Origin of the sequence: Kitasatospora sp. HUAS MG31 (assembly GCF_040571325.1) — a bacterium.
Taxonomy (GTDB): Bacteria; Actinomycetota; Actinomycetes; order Streptomycetales; family Streptomycetaceae; genus Kitasatospora; species Kitasatospora camelliae.
Window position 1 is genome coordinate 1,358,548 of the sequence record NZ_CP159872.1, and the last position, 13,345, is coordinate 1,371,892.

Consider the following 13,345-nt stretch of genomic DNA (forward strand, 5'->3'; position numbering starts at 1 on the left):
GATCGAGGTTCATGGATCAGGACATTCATGCGTACGTGACCGAGTCGTGCACCTTGCTGGCCCTCGGCGAGCCCACCCATCGCGAGCCCGCGTTCGGGCGGGTCCGCAACCGGCTGTTCGAGCGGCTGGTGGAGGCGGGTTTCCGGTCGATCGCCCTGGAGACCGACCGGGTGGCCGCGCTCGCGGTGGACGAGTACGTCCGGGAGGGCACCGGGACGCTCGACGCCGCGCTGGACGAGGGCTTCTCGCACGGCTTCGGCGAGCTCGCCCCCAACCGTGAGCTCATCTCCTGGATGCGGGAGTTCAACCGCACCCGGCCGCCGGCCTACCGGCTGTCGTTCCACGGCTTCGACGCGCCGATGGAGACCATGAGCGCCCCCGGCCCGCTCCGCTATCTCGAACACGCCCGTGACTACCTGCGGCTCGTCCGGGAGCCGGGCGGCCAGGACGGTCCGAAGTTCCTCGACCTCGCGGGCCTCGCCGGGGACGAGGAGCGCTGGAGCCGTACCGAGGCGGTCCTGGACCCGGCCGCCTCGCCCGGCGCCACCGCCGAGGCCCAGCGGCTGCGGGTGGTGGCCGACGACCTGCTCGTCCTGCTCCACGTCCGGGCCGCGGAACTGATCGCGGCCACCTCGCACCGGGAGTGGCTCCGGGCCAGGACCCACCTCACCGCCGGCCTCGATCTGCTCCGCTACCACCGGCAGTCGGCGCGGCCGCTCGACCAGGGCGCGCGGATCTCCGGCCTGTCCGCGGTCCGGGACGCGTTCATGGTCCGGAACCTCCTGGAGATCCGCGAACTGGAGGCCCGGCGCGGCCCGACCCTGGTCTTCGGGCACAACCTCCACCTGCACCGGACCGTCAGCACCATGGGCATGGGCGACGTCGAACTCCGCTGGCACGGCGCCGGCGCCAACCTCGCCTCGCTGATCGGCGACCAGTACGCCTTCGTCGCCGGAAGCCTGGGCCGCAGCGAGACCCTCGGGCTGCGGGACCCCGCGCCGGACAGCCACGAGGGCGAACTGCAGCGCCGTACCGCCGGCGCCTGGGGACTGACGCCCGCCGCCGCCGTCACGGGCACCCGCAGCCGTACCGACACCGCCCGGGAGCGGGGCTACATCCCGCTCGACCGGGCGACCCTGGACGGTGCCGACGCCGTCCTGCACATCACCGACGGCGGCGCGGTCGACGCGGGCTGAGCGGACGCGCACGGCCGCCGGGTGCGGGCCGGACGGGGGCTCGCCCGCGCCCGGCGCCGCGGTCAGAGCCGCCAGGAGGCGGCGTACTGGATGTGCAGGCGGCCGGGGACGTTCCGGCGGTTCCTCGGCCGCGACCAGGTGCCCGGGGTGAGTTCCACGCAGAAGTGGCCCGGACCCGGATCGCGGTGCGCGGACGCCGGCGCCTCGTCGAGCAGGCCGCGCAGGGTGGTGCCGTGCTCGCGGAAGGCGGGGGCGCTGCCGACCACGAACAGCGTGTGCGCGGCGACGGCGAAGTCGAGGTGGTCGCGGAACGCCCGGTGCCCGCGCCGCTCGTAGTCGATCGCGTCCGGGTCCGGGAAGTCCCGCTCGGGGGTGGCCGTGGTCTGCGGGCGGCCGGCGCCCAGACCGGCCCGGACCCGCTTCCACGCCGCCGTCGGGAACTGCAGGCTGTGGTGGACCAACACCACGTCCAGCGCGATCGGTTCGCCCTCCCCCGCGGCACCCTCGGGGACGGGGTTGGCCCGGATCGGCAGGTACACCAGGGACCGGGCCGACCGGGCGGCCAGCGCCCACAGGTCCACCAGCGCCGCCGCGCCCTCCCGGTCGGCGTACATCGACAGCCAGTGGTGGTCGTCGAGCAGCACCAGCCGCCCCGGCGCCGGCTCCGGCCGCACCACCCGGAACTCCCCGCCGCCCACCCGGACCTCGTGCACCCGTACCCGCTGCCCCACACGCCCCCCTTGACACCCGGCTCCCACCCTAGGGCTTGACGAGCGGGTCCGAAGCACCGGACGGCCGAGGGTGGTTGTCGCAGCCGCGCGCTACGTTGAGCCCGTGACGTACACCGAGGGCAGGACCGAGCGCATCAGGCCGCAGCAGTTCCACGAGACCGCCGGCCTGGAGGACTGGCGGGTGCTCGGCGAGGGGGCGTGCGCGTACTTCCGCACCGGCTCGTTCACCGTCGGCGCCCGGCTCGTGCAGGCGATCGGCGAGTTGCCGGGGGTGGGGGACGGCCGCCCGGACGTCGACCTGCGGGACGAGGGCGTGACCGTCCGGCTGATCGCGATCACGGACGACTACTACGGGCTGACCGAGCGCCACGTCGAACTGGCCCGCCGGATCTCGGCGGTGGCAAGCGTGCTGGACATCCCCGCCGACCCGTCCGCCCTGCAGACCGTCCAGGTCACCGTCGACGCCCTCGCCGGTGCCGACGTGGTGCCCTTCTGGCGCGCCCTGCTCGGCTACCGGGACCGCGCGGGCAGCAGCGAGGACCTGATCGACCCGCACCGCCGCGGGGCCCCGTTCTACTTCCAGGCGATGGACGCACCGCGCCCGCAGCGCAACCGGGTCCACGTCGACGTCTGGGTGCCCTACGACCAGGCGGAGGCGCGGATCGCCGCGGCGCTCGCCGCCGGCGGCCGCCTGGTGACCGACGCCGACGCACCGTCGAACTGGGTGCTGGCCGATCCCGAGGGGAACGAGGCCTGCGTCGGCGTGGCCGGCTGGACCGGGCCCGACCCCAGCCTGGGGTGAAACCACCGGTATTCGGGTGTCGTGTCCGCGAACGGCTGTGGCACGATGCGGCGATGATCTCCGACACCCCCGTACCGGCCGTCGTTCCCGCAGGCCGGATGGCCGACGCCGCCCAGCCGGTGCTCGCGCTGGCGGGCGGGCTGGAGCTGCGCCCGTGGCAACTCGGCGACGCCGACGCCCTGGTGGCCGCCGGCCGGGATCCGGCGATCCGTCAGTGGAACCTGCTGTCCGTCCCGGACCGCGAGGCGGCACGGGGACGGATCGAGCGGATGCACCGGCGCTGGACGGCCGAGACGGGCGCGGTGTGGGCCATCGCCCCGGACGGCGGCACGGCGGTGGGACTGATCGGCTGGAACGACATCGACCTGGCGGGCGGCGGCGCGGAGATCGTGTACTGGGTCCTGCCGCCGGCGCGCGGCGCGGGCGTGGTGGTGGAGGCCACCCGGCGGATCAGCCGCTGGGCCCTGGACGACCTCGGCCTGCACCGCCTGCGCCTGTGTCACGCCGTGGCCAACCCGGCGTCCTGCCGGGTCGCCGAGAAGGCCGGGTACACCTACGAGGGCACCATGCGCGGCGCCCTCCGCCACGCCGACGGCTGGCACGACCAGCACCTCCACGCCCTGGTCCAGGGCGACGCCTGACCATCGCCGTGGCCGTCACGGGCACCCCGGCGTCAGCGGCAGATCCAGTAGCTGTTGCCCGCCCGGTGGCTGCTTCGCTCCCCGTTCGGCCGGGTCACCACGACGCAGCCGTCCTCGTACGCCATCCGGTCGCCCGCCGCGACGAACACCGGCCGGGCGCCGCGCGCGTCACGGCCAGGCGACCTCGCCGTCCCGCCCCTCCAGGGCACCGTCCGGTCCGACTCGTAGAACCTGGTCCAGCCCAGGTGGACCGTGCCCGGGGACGTGCGGTGCCGGTCGTCGGCCCTGGTGGCCAGCCAGCCGAGCAGTTCACCGATGCGGTCGAACTCGTCCGGGTGGACCTCCTGGCGGACGGTCATGGACCACCGCCCACTCCACTCACCCTCGCGCCGGACCAGCGCGGCGAGGAGCGCCCCACCCACCCGGACGGCCGCCTCGTGCCGGCCCAGGAGCGGCTCGGGGTGGTCCTCGATGACTCCGCCGGGTGAGCCGCATCGCCGCCTCCGCTCTCCGCGTTGCCCGCCGGACGATCCCGGGCGGCCCCGTGACGGGTCGGCAGAACCGCCGGGTACCGCGCCCACGGTAGGCCGGACCCGCCCCGCGGCCGCCGGAACCCCGCCGGTCCGCGTGGCGGACGATCGGTGCAGGACCGATCTGCGAAGCTCGCCCCCATGACCTCCTCGCCCCAGCGCACCTGGCGGCTGCCGTGGACGACCGTGGCGCCGGTGCTGTCCTTCCTGCTGCTGGCCGGCACCTGGAAGCGTTCGCTGCCCACGCCGGTGGTGGCGCTGGTGGCGTGCTTCCTGGCTGCCGCCGTGCTGGCCGCCGTGCACCACGCCGAGGTCGTCGCGCACCGGATCGGGGAGCCGTACGGGGCGCTGCTGCTGGCGGTCGCGGTGACGGTGATCGAGGTGGGGCTGATCGTCACGCTGATGGCGGACGGTGGTACCAAGACCGCCGGGCTGGCCCGGGACACCGTGTTCGCCGCGGTGATGATCACCTGCAACGGGATCGTCGGCCTGTGCATCCTGGTCAGCGCGCTGCGCTACCGCTTCGCGGTGTTCCGGGCGGAGGGGACGGGCGCGGCCTTCGGCACCATCGCCACCCTGGCGACGCTCAGCCTGGTGCTGCCGACCTTCACCACCAGCAAGCCGGGGCCCGAGTTCAACTCCGCAGCTGGTCTTCGCCTCGACGGCCTCGCTGCTGCGGTACGGGCTGTTCGTGGCCACGCTGACGGTGCGCCACCGCGAGGACTTCCTGCCGAACGGCTCCGGGGGCCTGCCGGGTGCGGCGGGCGGACCGCCGGGTGAGGTGGGCGGCGGTGCGGGCCGCGCCGAGGACGCGGACGAGGGCGCGGACGAGGTCAGCGCCGAGGGCGACGAGGGCCCGCCCCCGGACAACCGGGCCGCGCTGGTCAGCCTGGCGCTGCTGGTCGTCGCGCTGGTCTCGGTGGTCGGGCTGGCGAAGGGCGTCTCGCCGACCATCGAGCGGGGGGTCGACGCGGCCGGCCTGCCGCAGGCGGTGGTCGGCGAGGTGATCGCGATGCTGGTGCTGCTGCCGGAGACCATCACGGCCGTCCGGGCGGCGGCCCGCAACCGGGTGCAGACCAGCCTCAACCTCGCCCTCGGCTCGGCGCTGGCCAGCATCGGCCTGTCCATCCCGGCGGTCGCGGTCGCCTCGATCTGGCTGAGCGGACCGCTGCTGCTCGGGCTGGACGCCAGCCACATGGTGCTGCTCGCGCTGACCGTCGCGGTGGGCACCCTGACGGTGATCCCCCGCCGTGCCACCCCGCTCCAGGGCGGGCTCCACCTCGCCATCCTCGCCGCCTACCTGGTCCTCGGGGTCAGCCCGTAGCCCACCGGCCGAAGCCACGGCCCGCAACCCGAAGCCCCGCCCGGTCACCGGCACCCCGGCCGGCCGTCACCCCGTCCCCCCGTCGCCCAGGCGGTCCGCAGCCGGTCCGCCTGCACGGTCAGCGCCGCGAGCAGCGCGTCGACGCTCGGCGAGCGGGTGGTGCGCAGCGCGGCGACGCCGATGCGGCGGGTGAGCGGGAGGCCGTCGACCGGGCGGACGGCGAGGTCGGCGCGGTCCTGGGCGATGCCGAGCCGGGGCACCAGGGCGACGCCGATGCCCGCCGCGACGAACCCCTGGAGCACGCCGTAGTCGTCGGTGCGCATGACCGGGACGGGTTGGAACCCGTACCGGAGGCAGGCCCGGGAGAGCACCCGGTCGACCGGGTCCCAGTCGGTGGTGCCCATGATCCAGCCCTCCTCGCGGAGGCCGTCCAGCGGGACGCGGTCGAGCCGGGCCAGCGGGTGGTCGGCGGCGAGGACCAGCAGCAGCGGGTCCTCCAGCAGCGGGTGGACGGTGAACTCCTCACCCAGGCTGCGGTCCTCCCCGGCCTCGGGTTCCACGGGCTCCTCGGCCTCCGCGGGCTGCTCGGGCTCCTCGGGCTGCTCGGGCTCCTCGGGCTCCGAAAGCTCCACGGGCTCCACCGGCTCCGTCGGCTGGGAGAAGACCAGCGCGACCTGGAGCTCCCCGTTGCGCAGGCCGGCGAGGAGGGTGGGCAGCTCGCCCTCGGTGAGTGAGATCTGGACGCCCTGCCGGTGCAGTTCCCGGACGGCGGGCGGCAGCAGCAGGGCGCCGGCGGTGGGGAAGGTGCCGACCCGGAGGGTGGCGGCGCCGTGCTCGGCGAGGTCCCGGATCTCCCGTTCGGCGACCAGGATCCGTTCCAGGACGGCCTCGGCGTGGGGCAGCAGGGCCCGTCCGGCCTCGGTGAGCACGGCGCCGCGGGCGCCCCGGTGGACCAGCCGGGTGCGCAGGTGGGCCTCCAGGGTGGCCAGGTGGTGGGTGATGGTCGGCTGGCTGAAGTGCAGGGCGCGGCCGGCGGCGGCGAGCGAGCCCTCCCGTGCGATGGCGCGCAGCACCTGCAGGTGGCGCAGTTCGAGCACGGCGGGCTCCTCCCGGTGGCGGCGCGGCGGTGCGGACGCCTCCGGCCATAGACGGATTCTGGAGGTCTCCAGAAAACCATGCCGTTCCCCGATGGTCCGGGCGCTGCGAGGGTCGTGTCCGTGAACGACCGAAGCATCCTCGAATCCCCTGCTCAGCGCCGCGCCCCGTACGCCGAGGCGGTCGCCGCCGCCGGCCGGCTGGACTGGCTGCGGCTGAACGTCCCGGGCCATGCGGCGGACGCCGACCGGTTCGGTGCGCTGGGCGGCCTGCTGGGCCCGCTGCCGATGGAGCTGGACCTGCCGCCGCTGCTGGAGGGCATCGACCTGGGGACGGGCAGTCCGATGGAGGAGGCGCTGGAGCTGGCCGCCGAGGCCTGGGGCGCCCGCCGGACCTGGTTCCTCACCAACGGCGCCTCGCAGGGCAACCGGATCGCCGTGCTGGCCGCGGCCGCGCTCGGCGACACCCTGGTGGTGCAGCGCAGTGTGCACTCCAGCGTGATCGACGGCCTGGTGCTGTCGGGGCTGCGCGGCGCGTTCGTGTACCCGTCGGTGGACGCGGCGATGGGCATCGCGCACGGGGTGACGCCGGCCGCGCTGGCGACGGCGCTGGCCGGGCAGCCGGACGCGGCGGCGGCGTACGTGGTGACGCCGAGCTACTTCGGTGCGGTGGCGGACGTCCGGGGGCTGGCGGCGGTCGCCCACGCGGCCGGGGTGCCGCTGATCGTGGACGAGGCGTGGGGCTCGCACTTCGGGTTCCACCCGGACCTGCCGGACAGCGCCCTCGCGCAGGGAGCGGACCTGGTGGTCTCCAGCACCCACAAGCTGGGCGGCAGCCTGACCCAGTCGGCGATGCTGCACCTGGGCCGGGGGCCGTTCGGCGAGGTGCTGGAGCCGCTGGTGCAGCGGATCTTCCACCTGACCCAGTCGACCAGTGCCAGTGCCCTGCTGCTCGCCTCGCTGGACGTGGCCCGGCAGCAGCTGGCGAGCGGCCTGGAGCGGATCGGCGCCTCGGTGGAGGCTGCGGACCGGATGCGGCTGGCGGTCCGGGCGGGCGGGCGGTTCGGGCTGGTGACGGACGGGTTCGGACGGTTCCCGGACATCGCCGGGGCCGATCCGCTGCGGGTCGCGGTGGACACCCGGGCGGGCGGGATCTCCGGGCACGAGGCGCGGCGGCTGCTGATGCGGGAGCACCGGCTGTTCGTGGAGGTCGCCACCGACTCCGCGATCGTCGCGGTGGTCGGCGCGGGGGCCCTCCCGGATCCGGAGCGGTTCGCCGCGGCGCTGCACGCCCTGCCCGCGCCGCTGGACCCGATGCTGGGGCCGGATCCGCTGCACCTGCCGGAGCCCGGGCCGGTCCGGATGACGCCCCGGGAGGCGTTCCTGGCCCCGAGCCGGCTGGTGCCGGCGTACGCGGCCGTGGGCCGGGTCTCCGCGGACACCCTCTCGGCGTACCCGCCGGGCATCCCCAACGTGCTGCCGGGTGAGGAGATCACCGCCGAGCACGTGGAGTTCTTCCAGCGCACCGTCAAGGCACCGACCGGCCACGTCCGGGGTGCGGCCGACCCGGAGGTGGCCTCGCTGCGGGTGGTGGAGCTGCCGTAGGGACGGTCGTCGGAGGGACGGTCGTCGGAGGGCGCTCGGTCGGTCGGCCGCGGCGGGTGGCGCGCGCCCCCGGCGCACGGACGGGCAGCGCGGATGGGCCGTGCGGGCAGCCCGGCTGAGCTGCGCCGAAGGCGTGGTAGCGTGCCGCGGGTTTGGTTCGACAGTGGCGACGAGCAAGTCCCGTGCATCCCCGCGCCCGCCCGTCGGGTGGACCGGGGCACGGTGGGGGAACAGGTGCATGACTGAGCGACGCGGGGATGCTGCCGGCCGTCTGGTGGCCGACCGGTTCGAGCTGGTGGACCGGCTCGGTGCGGGCGGCATGGGAACGGTGTGGCGGGCCCGGGACCTGACCCTCCAGCGCGAGGTGGCGCTGAAGGAGATGCGCGAACTCGGCGTCGACCCGCGGGACCCGGAGCACGCCGCCCGCACCCGGGAGCGGGTGCTGCGCGAGGCCCGGGCCCTCGCCCGGGTCAACCACCCCAACGTGGTCACCGTGTACGAGGTCGTGGACGGCCACCCGTACCCGTGGCTGGTGATGGAGCTGGTCGCCGGCTCCTCCCTGCAGTCGGTGCTCGCGCAGGGCCCGCTCGGCCCGGCCCGGACCGCCCGGATCGGCCTCGACGTCCTGGCGGCGCTGCGGGCCGCCCACGCCTCGGGCATCCTGCACCGCGACGTGAAGCCGGGGAACGTGCTGATCCGCCCGGACGGCACCGCCGTGCTCACCGACTTCGGCATCGCCGCCCTGGAGGGCTCGCAGACCCTCACCGGCACCGGCGACCTGATCGGCTCGCCCGAGTACATCGCCCCCGAGCGGATCCGCGGCGGCGGGATCGGCCCGGCCTCCGACCTGTGGTCGCTGGGCATGCTGCTGTACACCTGCGTCGAGGGCGGGAACCCGGTGCGCCGGGACTCCGTCTGGGAGATCCTGCGGGCGGTCTGCGACGAGCCGGTCCCGCCGCCCCCGTCCGCGGGTCCGCTCGGCGCGGTGGTCGCGGCGCTGCTCCAGCAGGAGCCGGAGCGCCGCCCGGACGCCGCCGAACTCGCCCGGCTGCTCGCCCCGGTCGCGGCGGGCGAGGACGCCGACCCGTCGGCGGCACCCACGGTCCGCTCGCAGCCGGGCCCGCTCGCCGCACCGGCCCCGACGGTGCTCGACCGCGCCGCGGCGCCCTCCTCGCCCGACGTCCGCTCGACCACCGGTTCCACCCGTACGGTCGGCGGTCGCCGGTGGCTGCCCGCCGCCCTCGCCGCCCTCGTGGCCGCGGCCGTGGCCACCGCCGCGTTCACCATCCCCGGGCTGCCCTGGAACGGCGCCGACGCCGGCGCCGACTCGCGCAAGGGCAGGTCCTCGGACGCCGCGACCTCCGGCTCGGGCGACTTCGGACAGGGCGCCTGGATCGCCGTCCTGGCGGCCGTCCCGCACGACACCTCCACCGCGGACCGCGAGCGGAAGCTGGCGGAGGTCCAGGACCAGGTGCCGCGCGCCGTCCTGGAGAACGGCGACGACTGGGCCTCGCTGGAGCCCGGGTACTGGGTGATCCGCGCCCCCGAGACCTTCACGGACGGCTACGAGGCCCTGGAGTTCTGCGCCCGGTACGGCACGGAGGAGTGCTTCGGCCACTACCTCAGCGAGAACACCGCCGACCGCGCCTACGCCTGCCTGGCCAACCCCGACCCCGACCCGGCCGCCTGCCGCCGCCCCCAGGACTCCACCACCTCCACCACCCCCGACCCCGCGGAGAGCCCCGCCGGCTCCGCGAGCCCGAGCCAGGGCTAGACACCCCAGCAGTCCGGTTCCTGACGCTGCGCCAGCCCAGCAGCCGCCGGGTCTGGAAGAGCTGCATCCCGTCAGCGTAGGGGCGGGCCCGGGTGGTTCCGTACGGCTTTTCCGGCGGGCACCGGACGCGGTCCCGCCGGCGGGATGGCCGGATGTGACAGAAGGTGGACATTGCGGCCGCCGGTCGGGGCCGGGGACGATCGGTGGCATGCCTGAACCACGCAGAGTCGTCATCGCGGCCTTCCCCGGGGTCGAGTTGCTGAACGTCACGGGACCGGCCGAGGTGTTCTCGGTCGCCTCGCGGCTGGCCGGACCGGGAGCCTGCGGCTACCGGGTGGAGATCGCGGCGGCGACGCCGGGCGAGCTGGCCACCGCCAGTGGGGTGCGGCTGGTCGCCGACCTCGCCCTGGACGCGGTGGTCAGCCGCCGTCGCCGGTGAGCGAGGCGGCGAGGGCGCTCTCGTCCTCGCCGGGGGTGCCGGGGTGGAGGAGCGGAGGGTCCAGCGGGTGGTCCGGCCGTCCGGTCCGGTGAGGGTGCCGGTGCGCAGGCCGGCGGCGATCCGGCGGCGGACCTCGGCCTCGGCGGAGGGCTCGGCGGCGAACAGGATCCGCAGCCGCAGCACCTCCGCTCCGGCCGTACCCGGTCCGACCGGCCCGGACGGCCCGACCGACTCGACCGGCTCGACCGGCTCGGCCGCGGTGTGGTGCGGGGCGAGCGGGCACGGCGGCTCGTGCTCCCAGTGCCCGCACAGGGCGACGGTGACGGCGGCTCCGGGGGCGGCCGGGTCACCGCCGGGGAGGAGGGCGACCACGGCGTCCTGGACGAAGACTCGACGGCTCACCGCTCCAGTATCGGCAGTGTCGGCGCGCGCCCGGGCCGGCGGCTGGCCGCCGACGGCGTGTCAGCCCCGCTCCCCGCCCGCCGGGGCGGCCCACAATGAGCCATGGCATCCAGCCCCAACCCGCCCGAGGGCCCGCCCGCCCGACCGCCGGCCCCACCGGAGCGGACGGAGCCACCCTTGCGGCCTGAGCGGCCCGAGGAGCGCGGCGAGCACTGGTGGCCGGTGGTCACGGCGGTGGTGGTGGCCGCCGGCCTGCACGTGGCGCTGCCGAACCGGTACCAGGTGGCCCCGGCCTGGCTGGTGCCGGTGGTGGCGGGCGTCCTGCTGACCGCGCTGATCATCGGCGACCCGGGCCGGATCGACCGGCAGAAGACCTGGCTGCGGGTGCTCACCGACGTGCTGATCGGCTTCATCACCGCAGCCAACCTGTACGCGGGCGGCCGACTGGTGGCGGACATCCTCACCAACAACAAGCTGTTCGCCGGGAACGCCGGCGCGCTGCTGGCCACCGGCGGGGTGGTCTGGGCGACCAACGTGATCGCCTTCACCCTCTGGTACTGGGACCTGGACCGCGGCGGTGCCGCCGCCCGGGCCCACCGGTCGCAGCCCGCCCCGGCGTTCGTCTTCCCCGAGATGCAGCACTCCGGCTACGCGCCGGCCGGCTGGGTGCCGGGCTTCACCGAGTACCTGTCGCTGGCCTTCTGGACCGCCACCGCCTTCAGCCCCACCGACGTCTCCGCGATCCGGCCCTGGGCCAAGCTGCTGATGATGATCGAGGCCGCGATGTCCGTGCTGGTCGGCGGCCTGGTGATCGCCCGCGCGATCAACATCCTCCAGTAGCGGCGGGTCCGGCGGGGGTCCGCGGGACGAGGGGCTGTCCTGGCGATCATGAGCGGAGCCGGGTGACGAGTGCGGCGGCGGCGGTGACGGTGCCGAGGTGGACGTGGGCGCGTTCGTCCGACAAATTCGCTACCCGGCGGCCGGAGCGCCGTGATACACAACCGCCGTGAAAAAATCTTGGAGTTCCCCGAGGTCCTGCGGCTGATCGAAGACCGCTCGGCCGCGTTCCGCGCCGCGATCGCGTCCGCCCCCGACCTCGACGTCCAGGTCCCGACCTGCCCGGACTGGACGCTGCGCGACCTGGCGCAGCACCTCGGCGACGGCCGTCGCCGCCAGGCCGCCATCGTCGCGGCGGGCCCGGGCGCTGAGCCCCCGGCGAGGACGGACCCGAAGGGCGCCCCGACCGCGCCCCGCGACCGCGAGGCCCTGGACTCCTGGCTCGCCGAGTCGACCGAGCTCATGCTCGACGCGATGCGCGAGGCCGGCCCGGACCGCGGCTGCTGGACCTGGTGGGGCCGCTCGCAGGCCCCGGAGACCAGCGGAGCCGTGGCCCGGCACCAGATCCAGGAGATCGCCGTCCACACCTACGACGTCCAGCTCACCCAGGGCGCCGCGCAGCCGCTGCCGACGGACGTCGCGGTCGAGGGCGTCGACGAGTTCCTGACGACCGTCTCGGCGACGACCGTCCCCTGGCCGTTCAAGCCGGCGACCATCGACCTGCACGCGACCGAGGGCCGCTCCTGGCGCCTGACCCTCGGCGCCGACGGCGTCCGCTGCGACGACCTCGCCGCCGACGCGGAGCCGGGCGACCTGGCGATGCGGGGCGCAGCGAGCGAACTGGTCCTCTACTTCTACGCGCGCCTCCCGCTCGACGGCCTGGAGACCACCGGCGACACCGAGCCGATGGAGCAGCTCGCGGACTGGGACCCGAACGCGTAGAACGCGCAGTTGTGACGCCGCTGTCGGTGGTGCGCGCGCTCCTGCGGGCGCCGCTGGGCCCGGAGTTGCGGACATCGCGCGGCTCCGGGCAGGCTGCGGTCCTGCCGTTCAAGGGCGAAGGATTCTCCTGAGGCCCGGTCAGCGGGCCGACTGCACCCGGTTGAGGCTGTCATGGAACGGATCCGGGTGCCCCGCCCGGCCACCGGCCGGCCTCGCACGACACCCGGCCGCGTCAGCGCCACAAGGGCCCGGCGTCGTGCGCGCGGCGGGAATGGTCGGACCAGCCCTAACGGCCGGTGACGGCGGCGAGGACGGCGGCCGTGTCGGTGAGGTCGGTGAGCACCGCGTCGGCCCCGGCGGCGGCGAGGGCGGTGGCCGGGGTGGTGCCGGTGGCGACGGCCACGGCCCGGGCGCCGACCGCGTGGGCGGTGGCCACGTCCCGCAGCGTGTCGCCGATGATCACGGTGTCGGCGCCGCTGTGCCGGTGGCCGAGGTGCCGCTCGGTGCGGTCGAAGGCGTAGCAGGGGAGGGCGGTGCGTTCGAAGGCGTCGCCGCCGTACGCGCCGATCCGGAAGTCGACGTGGTGGGCGAGCCCGAAGACGGTCATCTTGAGGACCGCGAGCGGGTAGAGGTTGCCGGTGAGGACGGACTGGCTGACCCCGGGCAGCGCGCCGAGCGCGGTGAGGATCTCCTCGGCGCCGGGCAGGACGCGGCCGGCCCCGGCGAGTTCGTCGGCGCGGGCGGTCAGCTCCTCCACGATCAGTGCCGTGAAGGCCTCCACCTGCCCGTCGCCGGTGGGCAGGCCGTGGGCGCGCAGCACGTCGGTGGCGGCGGCCAGCTCGGTGCGGCCGTCGAACTGCCAGGGCTGGTCGAGCTCCCGGCCGGTGGCCCGGCGGAACGCCGCGGAGTACGCCTGTCGGGAGATCCCGGCGCCGTCGATCAGGGTGTGGTCGACGTCCCAGAGCACCAGCAGTGGCGTCGGCGGCATGGTGGGGTCGCTCCCTCGTCCCGGTGGCGGCGCGGGCGGC

The 13,345-nt window shown here is 75.5% G+C and carries 12 protein-coding genes and 1 pseudogene; 9 read left to right on the forward strand and 4 right to left on the reverse strand.

Annotated features, from left to right (window positions below; all coding sequences use genetic code 11):
* Positions 1-11: 11 nt before the first annotated feature.
* Positions 12-1,196, forward strand: coding sequence for an erythromycin esterase family protein (locus tag ABWK59_RS06465; RefSeq protein WP_354638612.1), 1,185 nt, complete (start codon positions 12-14; stop codon positions 1,194-1,196).
* 62 nt (positions 1,197-1,258) lie between these two features.
* Here ABWK59_RS06465 and ABWK59_RS06470 read toward each other — a convergent pair whose 3' ends face one another.
* Positions 1,259-1,927, reverse strand: coding sequence for a hypothetical protein (locus ABWK59_RS06470; RefSeq protein WP_354638613.1), 669 nt, complete (start codon positions 1,925-1,927; stop codon positions 1,259-1,261).
* Positions 1,928-2,030: 103 nt separating this feature from the next.
* Here ABWK59_RS06470 and ABWK59_RS06475 point away from each other — a divergent pair, with 103 nt between their 5' ends.
* Both ABWK59_RS06475 and ABWK59_RS06480 read left to right on the forward strand, forming a co-directional pair.
* Positions 2,031-2,729 carry a VOC family protein gene (locus tag ABWK59_RS06475; RefSeq protein ID WP_354638615.1) on the forward strand — a complete coding sequence of 233 codons (699 nt, stop codon included), beginning with the start codon at positions 2,031-2,033 and terminating at the stop codon, positions 2,727-2,729.
* Between the two features lie 53 nt (positions 2,730-2,782).
* On the forward strand, positions 2,783-3,370 hold the full coding sequence (locus ABWK59_RS06480) for a GNAT family N-acetyltransferase (protein ID WP_354638617.1): 588 nt from the start codon (positions 2,783-2,785) through the stop codon (positions 3,368-3,370).
* Between the two features lie 32 nt (positions 3,371-3,402).
* Here the strand turns inward: ABWK59_RS06480 and ABWK59_RS06485 are convergent, their stop codons facing one another.
* A complete protein-coding gene (locus ABWK59_RS06485; RefSeq protein ID WP_354638619.1) occupies positions 3,403-3,729 on the reverse strand; it encodes a hypothetical protein in 327 nt (108 codons plus the stop codon).
* Positions 3,730-4,041: 312 nt separating this feature from the next.
* On the opposite strand from ABWK59_RS06485, the pseudogene ABWK59_RS06490 reads away from it, so the two are divergent.
* Positions 4,042-5,224: pseudogene (locus ABWK59_RS06490) on the forward strand (calcium:proton antiporter).
* 44 nt (positions 5,225-5,268) lie between these two features.
* On the opposite strand, the gene ABWK59_RS06495 reads toward ABWK59_RS06490, so the two are convergent.
* Positions 5,269-6,321, reverse strand: a complete 1,053-nt coding sequence (locus ABWK59_RS06495) for a LysR family transcriptional regulator (RefSeq protein WP_354638621.1) — start codon at positions 6,319-6,321, stop codon at positions 5,269-5,271.
* A gap of 120 nt (positions 6,322-6,441) precedes the next feature.
* Here ABWK59_RS06495 and ABWK59_RS06500 point away from each other — a divergent pair, with 120 nt between their 5' ends.
* The 5 genes from ABWK59_RS06500 (at position 6,442) to ABWK59_RS06520 (ending at position 12,317) form a co-directional block, all read left to right on the forward strand.
* On the forward strand, positions 6,442-7,923 hold the full coding sequence (locus ABWK59_RS06500) for an aminotransferase class I/II-fold pyridoxal phosphate-dependent enzyme (protein WP_354638623.1): 1,482 nt from the start codon (positions 6,442-6,444) through the stop codon (positions 7,921-7,923).
* A gap of 238 nt (positions 7,924-8,161) precedes the next feature.
* Positions 8,162-9,697 (forward strand): serine/threonine-protein kinase, encoded by a 1,536-nt coding sequence (locus ABWK59_RS06505; RefSeq protein WP_354638625.1) that lies wholly within the window; start codon positions 8,162-8,164, stop codon positions 9,695-9,697.
* A 208-nt stretch (positions 9,698-9,905) separates the two neighbouring features.
* Positions 9,906-10,136: a hypothetical protein gene (locus ABWK59_RS06510; protein WP_354638627.1), complete on the forward strand. Its 231-nt coding sequence runs from the start codon at positions 9,906-9,908 to the stop codon at positions 10,134-10,136.
* Positions 10,137-10,715: 579 nt separating this feature from the next.
* Positions 10,716-11,378 (forward strand): hypothetical protein, encoded by a 663-nt coding sequence (locus ABWK59_RS06515; RefSeq protein WP_354638628.1) that lies wholly within the window; start codon positions 10,716-10,718, stop codon positions 11,376-11,378.
* A gap of 174 nt (positions 11,379-11,552) precedes the next feature.
* Positions 11,553-12,317 (forward strand): maleylpyruvate isomerase family mycothiol-dependent enzyme, encoded by a 765-nt coding sequence (locus tag ABWK59_RS06520; RefSeq protein ID WP_354644843.1) that lies wholly within the window; start codon positions 11,553-11,555, stop codon positions 12,315-12,317.
* A 286-nt stretch (positions 12,318-12,603) separates the two neighbouring features.
* Here the strand turns inward: ABWK59_RS06520 and ABWK59_RS06525 are convergent, their stop codons facing one another.
* Entirely contained in the window at positions 12,604-13,305 is a 702-nt protein-coding gene (locus tag ABWK59_RS06525; RefSeq protein ID WP_354638630.1) for an HAD hydrolase-like protein, read from the reverse strand.
* Positions 13,306-13,345: the final 40 nt, after the last annotated feature.